Source organism: Streptomyces sp. rh34 (genome assembly GCF_002551245.1).
Taxonomy (GTDB): Bacteria; Actinomycetota; Actinomycetes; order Streptomycetales; family Streptomycetaceae; genus Streptomyces.
Window position 1 is genome coordinate 1 of record NZ_NTGZ01000361.1, and the last position, 5,782, is coordinate 5,782.

Consider the following 5,782-nt stretch of genomic DNA (forward strand, 5'->3'; position numbering starts at 1 on the left):
GCCCGGATCGAGGGGCTGCTCCTCGGGCTCGCGGCGGGCGACGCCGCCGGGTGGCCCGCCGCCCGGCACCGGGCCGCCCGGATGCCCGAGTGGACCCGGCGGCTCACCCGGGAGCTGGACACCTTCGCCGAGCAGAACGCCACCACCACACTCCCGGTGCCCATCGCCCTCAACCAGCCGCCCGAGCCGCTGCGGCTCGGCCCGTCCGACGACGCCGAGTGGGCCGCCTTCGCCGCCCGTACGGTGCTGGCGGCGGCGGCCGACGACGCGATGGGCCTCTCCTCCGGCCGCCGGATGCGGGACGCGGTCGACCGGGCGTGGAACGCGCTGGCCGCCACCGTCGCCGCCGCCAGCGCCCGGGCCCCCGAGGTCGAGGCGGCGGTACTCCCCCTGCGGGCCCGGATCTCGGTGCGGGCCGGGCTCGGCAATCTGGCCGCCGGGCTGCGGCCGCCCGCCACCGGGCACGACAACCCGCACTACTTCGACGACGCCGCCTGCGTGCGGGCCGCCGTGCTCGCCGTGGTCCACCCGGGCGACCCGGACGAGGCGGCGGCGCTCGCCGAGTTCGACGCCCGCTACACCCAGGACGGCGACGGGGTGCACGGGGCGCGGGCGGTGGCCGCCGCGATCGCCGTGGCGCTGGCCGGGGCGGACGTCGACACCGTGGTGAACGCGGCCCTGGACCGGCTCCCCGAGGGCACCGAGATCGCCCGCAACGCCGCGCACGCGGTCCGCCTGGCCCGGGAGTTCGCGGACGAGCCCGCCGGGGCGTTCGCCCTGGTCCCGGTGTTGGAACACCAGATCGTGGACCACGTCTACAGCTACGGGATCGCGGCGGCGGAGACCGTGCCGGTCGCGCTCGCCCTCACCACCGCGGCCCGGGGCGAGATCGCCCAGGCGATCCCGGCCGCCGCCTGCCTGTCCCGGGTCGCGGACTCCGCGCCCGCCCTGGCCGGGGCGCTGACCGGGGCGATCGGCTCGGTCACCGCCGTGCCGGCTGGCTGGCGCGAGGCGTGCCGGACGCTGGCGGGCTGTGCGCTGCCCCGGCTCGCGGGTACGGACCTGATCGAACTCGCCGGGCTGCTGGCAGCCACGGAACCGGCCACCCCGGGTGGACAATTCCGGCATGACGCCCACAACGGCCACGGAAGTCGCCCTCTCGACACCGCGCCCCTCCCCCACCACGCCCCCACTCGATGAACGCATCACCCGGGCCCTCGTCGGAGCCGCCGTCGGCGACGCCCTCGGCGGCCCGGTCGAGGGCTGGACCCCCGAGCAGATCGCCGAGCGCCACGGCGGCCGGGTGACCGGCATCGTCGGCCCCTGGTACGGCGCGGACTGGCGCACCGCACGCCCCATCGCCCCGTACCACAAGGGCGACGGGCACGTCACCGACGACACCCTGATGACCCACGCCCTGATCCGGGTCTACGACCGGGTCCGCGACCACCTCGACGCGTACGCCGTCGCGGACCACCTCGTCCCGGATCTGCTGTCGCCCCGCTGGATCCCGGAGCTGGAGGCGGACGCCCTCCCCCTCCAGCGGATCTTCCTGGCGGAGAAGTGGATCGTGGCCCGGCTGCACTACGGGCACGTGGACCCGCGCGAGGCCGGTGCGGGGAACATCGTCAACTGCGGCGCGGCGATGTACATGGCCCCGGTCGGTCTGGTCAACGCCGGCCACCCGGAGGCGGCGTACGCCGAGGCACTGGAGGTCGCGGCGCCCCACCAGTCCTCCTACGGGCGGGAGGCCGCCGGGGTCCTCGCGGCCGCCGTCGCTGCCGCCTGCCGCCCGGACGCCACCCCCGGCACCGTGGTCGACGCGGCCCTCACCCTGGCCAAGGACGGCACCCGGTCCGCGATCGAGGCGGTCGCCGAAGTGGCGGTGCGCCACGAGGACTTCGAGTCCGCGCTCGTCCCGCTGCGGGCGGCCGTGGAGCCCTTCGACACGGTCGGCCCCGACTACCGGAGCCCCTCGCTCGGCGCGCGCCGCCCCTCCCGGCTGCACTCCATCGAGGAACTGCCCATCGCGCTCGGGATGTTGCTGGTCGGGGGCGGCGACTACCGGCGTACGGTGCTCGGTTCGGTGAACTACGGGCGGGACTGCGACTCCATCGCGACGATGAGCGGGGCGATCGTGGGCGCGCTGGGCGGCGAGGTCCCCGCGGGCTGGGCCGCCACGGTCGCGGAGGCGAGCCGGCTGGACCTGGACGCCCCGGCAGAGGTGCTGGCACAGGTGGCCCGGGAGGTGTTCGCCCGGGACCTGGAGCGCCGCCGGGCCCATGAGCAGGCGTTCGGCGCGCTGGCCGGTGAGCGGTGAACGTCCGCCTCACCTGGGTGCAGCCCGAGGACCTGGTCGGCCACGAGCTGCGGCAGGCCGCGCAGGACGGCCGGGACGCCCGGGAGATCGAGGAGCGGTGGTACGCGGCCGGGGGCGCCCCCGCCCCGGACCGGGCGGGCGCCTCCGAGCCGCCCGCACCGCGGCGCCTGCGCGCACTGGCCGAACGGATTCTGGAGGACCTCGCGCGACTGGAGTCGCCGTTGGCCGCCGACGAGCCGACCGGGCTCGACGAGATCGTGGCCGCCTGCCCGCACTGGCCGGGCCCCGTGGACGCCGCGCCCCTGGCCGGCCGGGACCGGCTGCACGCGGCGTGGCTCGGCCGGGCGGCGGGCTGCCTGCTCGGCAAGCCGGTCGAGAAGCTGCCGCTGGACGGAATCCGAGCCCTGGCCCGCGCCACCGGCAACTGGCCCCTGACCACCTGGTTCACCGCACGCGGCGTACCGGCCGACCTGCTGGCCGCCCACCCCTGGAACCGCCGCTCGGCCCCCACGTCCCTCGCCGAGAACATCGACGGCATGCCGGAGGACGACGACCTCAACCACCCGCTGCTCACCCTGCTGTTGCTCCAGCGGCACGGCCGCTCCTTCACCACGGCCGACCTGGCCCGCCTCTGGCTCGACGAACTTCCCGCCGGGCGGACCTTCACCGCCGAACGCGTCGCGTACGGCAACCTCCTGGCGGGCGTCGAGCCACCGGAGACCGCCCGCCGCCGCAACCCGTTCCGGGAGTGGATCGGCGCGCAGATCCGGGCCGATGCACACGGCTGGACCCACCCCGGCGACCCGGCCGGGGCTGCCGCCCAGGCCCACCGCGACGCGGTCCTCACCCACACCGGCAACGGGGTGTACGGCGCGATGTTCACCGCCGCCGCGCTCGCCGTCGCGGCCGGCGGCGAGAGCGATGTGCACGGCTGTCTGGCCGCCGGGCTGCGGGTGGTGCCGCCGCACTCGCGGTACGCCCGCGCGATCCGCCTCGGCATCGGGACAGCCGGTACGGAAGGAGACTTCGACGCCGTCGTGGACCGGTTGCACGCCGTCTACGCGGACACCCACCACTGGGTGCACGTCCTGCCCAACGCCGCGCTGCTGGCCGCCGCCCTCACCCACGCCGACGGCGACTTCACCCGGTCGATCGGCCTCGCGGTCTCCGGCGGCTGGGACACCGACTCCAACGGGGCGACGGCCGGATCGCTGGCCGGACTCCTGGCGGGCGGGCCGGACGCCCTGCCCGAGCACTGGACGGCTCCGCTGAAGAACCGGCTCGCCACCTCCGTACCCGGCTTCGACCGCACCGGGTTCGACACCCTCGCCGCACTGACCCACCAGGAGGCTCTGCGCCCATGACCCGCATCGCGGTGCTCGGCAGCACCAACATGGATCTCGTCGCCTACACCGCACGCGCCCCCGGACGCGGCGAGACCGTCACGGGACGGGAGTTCCGGACGGTCCCCGGCGGCAAGGGCGCCAACCAAGCCGTCGCCGCCGCCCGCGCGGGCGGGGAGGTGACGATGATCGGCGCGGTCGGCGACGACGCCTACGGGGCGCAGTTGCGCGACGGCCTCGAACACGCGGGGGTGGACACCGACCTCCTGCACACCGCCGAGGGCCCCAGCGGCACCGCGCACATCGTGGTGGACGACACCGGGTCCAACGCGATCGTGGTGGTCCCCGGCGCGAACGGCGTCGTCACCGCGCTCGGGCCCGGGGAGATCGCGGCGATCGCCGCGGCCGATCTGCTGCTCATGCAGCTCGAACTCCCCCTGTCCGCCGTCGTCGAGGGCGCCCGAGCGGCCCGGGCCCAGGGCGTACGGACCATCCTCACCCCCTCCCCGGTGCAGCCCCTGCCCGATGAACTTCTCGACCACATCGACCTGTTGGTGCCCAACGAGCACGAGGCCGCCGAGCTGTCCGGGCAGGCCGAACCGCACGCCGCGGCCCAGATCCTGCTGCGCCGGGTGCCCGAGGTCATCGTCACGCTCGGCGCGAAGGGCTGCCTGTACGCGGCCCGGGGCGGCGAACCGGTGCTCTTCGAGGCCCCCTCGGTGATCGCCGTCGACACGACCGGCGCCGGGGACACCTTCGTCGGGACGCTGGCCGTGGCGCTCGGCGAGGGGCGTCCGGTGGCCGAAGCCGTGGCGTTCGCGTCCTCGGCCGCCGCGCTCTGCGTCCGGAAACCCGGCGCGTCCACGTCCATGCCCTACCGCAGTGAGATCGAGGCCTCATGAGCGCCACCGCAGCAGGACCCCTGACCGGGCTGAGCGTCATCGACCTGGCCACCCTCTTCGCCGGACCGCTCGCGGCCACCATGCTCGGGGACTTCGGCGCCGATGTGATCAAGGTCGAGCACCCCCGCAAGCCGGACCCCTCGCGCGGGCACGGGCCCGCCAAGGACGGGGTCGGCCTGTGGTGGAAGCTGCTCGGCCGCAACAAGCGCACCCTGGCCCTCGACCTGTCCGCGCCCGGGGGCCGGGACGTACTGCTCCAGTTGGCCGCCGGGACGGACGTGATCATCGAGAACTTCCGGCCCGGCACCCTGGAGCGCTGGGGCCTGGGCCCCGAGGAGCTGCACGCCGTCAACCCGCGTCTGGTGCTGGCCCGGGTCACCGGCTTCGGCCAGTTCGGACCGTACGCCCACCGCCCCGGCTTCGGGACGCTCGCCGAGGCGATGAGCGGCTTCGCGGCGATCACCGGGGAGCCGGACGGGCCGCCGACCCTGCCGCCGTTCGGGCTCGCCGACTCCATCGCGGCGCTGGCCACGGCGTACGCGGTGATGGCCGCCCTCGCGGGACGGGAGAAGACCGGCGAGGGCCAGGTGGTGGACCTGGCGATCATCGAGCCGATCCTCACCGTGCTGGGCCCGCAGCCGCTCTGGTACGACCAGCTCGGCTACGTCCAGCCGCGCACCGGCAACCGCTCCCGCAACAACGCCCCGCGCAACACCTACCGCACCGCCGACGGGCACTGGGTCGCGGTCTCCACCTCCGCCCAGTCCGTCGCGGAGCGGGTGATGCGCCTGGTCGGCCGCCCGGACCTGATCGAGGAGCCCTGGTTCGGCGCGGGCACCACCCGGGCCGAGCACACCGAGGAGCTGGACGGGGCGGTCGGGCACTGGATCTCCCGCCACAGCCGCGCGGAAGTCCTCGACCGCTTCGAGAAGGCGGAGGCGGCCGTCGCCCCGATCCATGACGTACGGGAGGTGATGGAGGACCCGCAGTACCGGGCGCTGGGGACCATCGCCGAGGTCGACGACCCGGAGCTGGGGCCGCTGCGGATGCAGAACGTCCTCTTCCGGCTCTCTCGGACGCCGGGCGGGATCCGGTGGGCGGGCCGCCCGCACGGCGCGGACACCGAGGAGATCCTGGCCGGGCTCGGCCTCCCGGAGTCGCGGATCGCGGCGCTGCGGGACCAGGGGGCGCTGTGACCGGCCGGCCGATCCCGGCCC

Annotated in this window: 5 protein-coding genes; all 5 read left to right on the forward strand. The window is 75.8% G+C overall.

The genetic code is table 11. The features are described from left to right. Positions 1-1,200, forward strand: a 1,200-nt coding sequence (locus tag CR470_RS35135) for an ADP-ribosylglycohydrolase family protein (RefSeq protein WP_107489533.1), incomplete at its 5' end; no start/stop codon positions are given. After that, the gene (locus CR470_RS35140) at positions 1,127-2,320 is read left to right on the forward strand and encodes an ADP-ribosylglycohydrolase family protein (protein ID WP_097871543.1); all 1,194 of its coding nucleotides are present in this window, start codon (positions 1,127-1,129) and stop codon (positions 2,318-2,320) included. The genes CR470_RS35135 and CR470_RS35140, both read left to right, overlap by 74 nt. Continuing rightward, positions 2,317-3,684, forward strand: coding sequence for an ADP-ribosylglycohydrolase family protein (locus tag CR470_RS35145; RefSeq protein ID WP_097871546.1), 1,368 nt, complete (start codon positions 2,317-2,319; stop codon positions 3,682-3,684). The genes CR470_RS35140 and CR470_RS35145 overlap by 4 nt, the downstream gene beginning before the upstream one ends. Continuing rightward, positions 3,681-4,565, forward strand: coding sequence for a ribokinase (gene rbsK / locus CR470_RS35150; protein ID WP_097871548.1), 885 nt, complete (start codon positions 3,681-3,683; stop codon positions 4,563-4,565). Before CR470_RS35145 ends, rbsK begins: the two co-directional genes overlap by 4 nt. Then, the gene (locus CR470_RS35155; protein ID WP_097871550.1) at positions 4,562-5,761 is read left to right on the forward strand and encodes a CaiB/BaiF CoA transferase family protein; all 1,200 of its coding nucleotides are present in this window, start codon (positions 4,562-4,564) and stop codon (positions 5,759-5,761) included. The genes rbsK and CR470_RS35155 overlap by 4 nt, the downstream gene beginning before the upstream one ends. Positions 5,762-5,782: the final 21 nt, after the last annotated feature.

Bases quoted from the DNA above. Each gene is read 5' to 3' on its own strand.
- rbsK (WP_097871548.1), top strand. From the start codon at position 3,681: ATGACCCGCATCGCGGTGCTCGGCAGCACCAACATGGATCTCGTCGCC.
- CR470_RS35140 (WP_097871543.1), top strand. From the start codon at position 1,127: ATGACGCCCACAACGGCCACGGAAGTCGCCCTCTCGACACCGCGCCCC.
- CR470_RS35155 (WP_097871550.1), top strand. From the start codon at position 4,562: ATGAGCGCCACCGCAGCAGGACCCCTGACCGGGCTGAGCGTCATCGAC.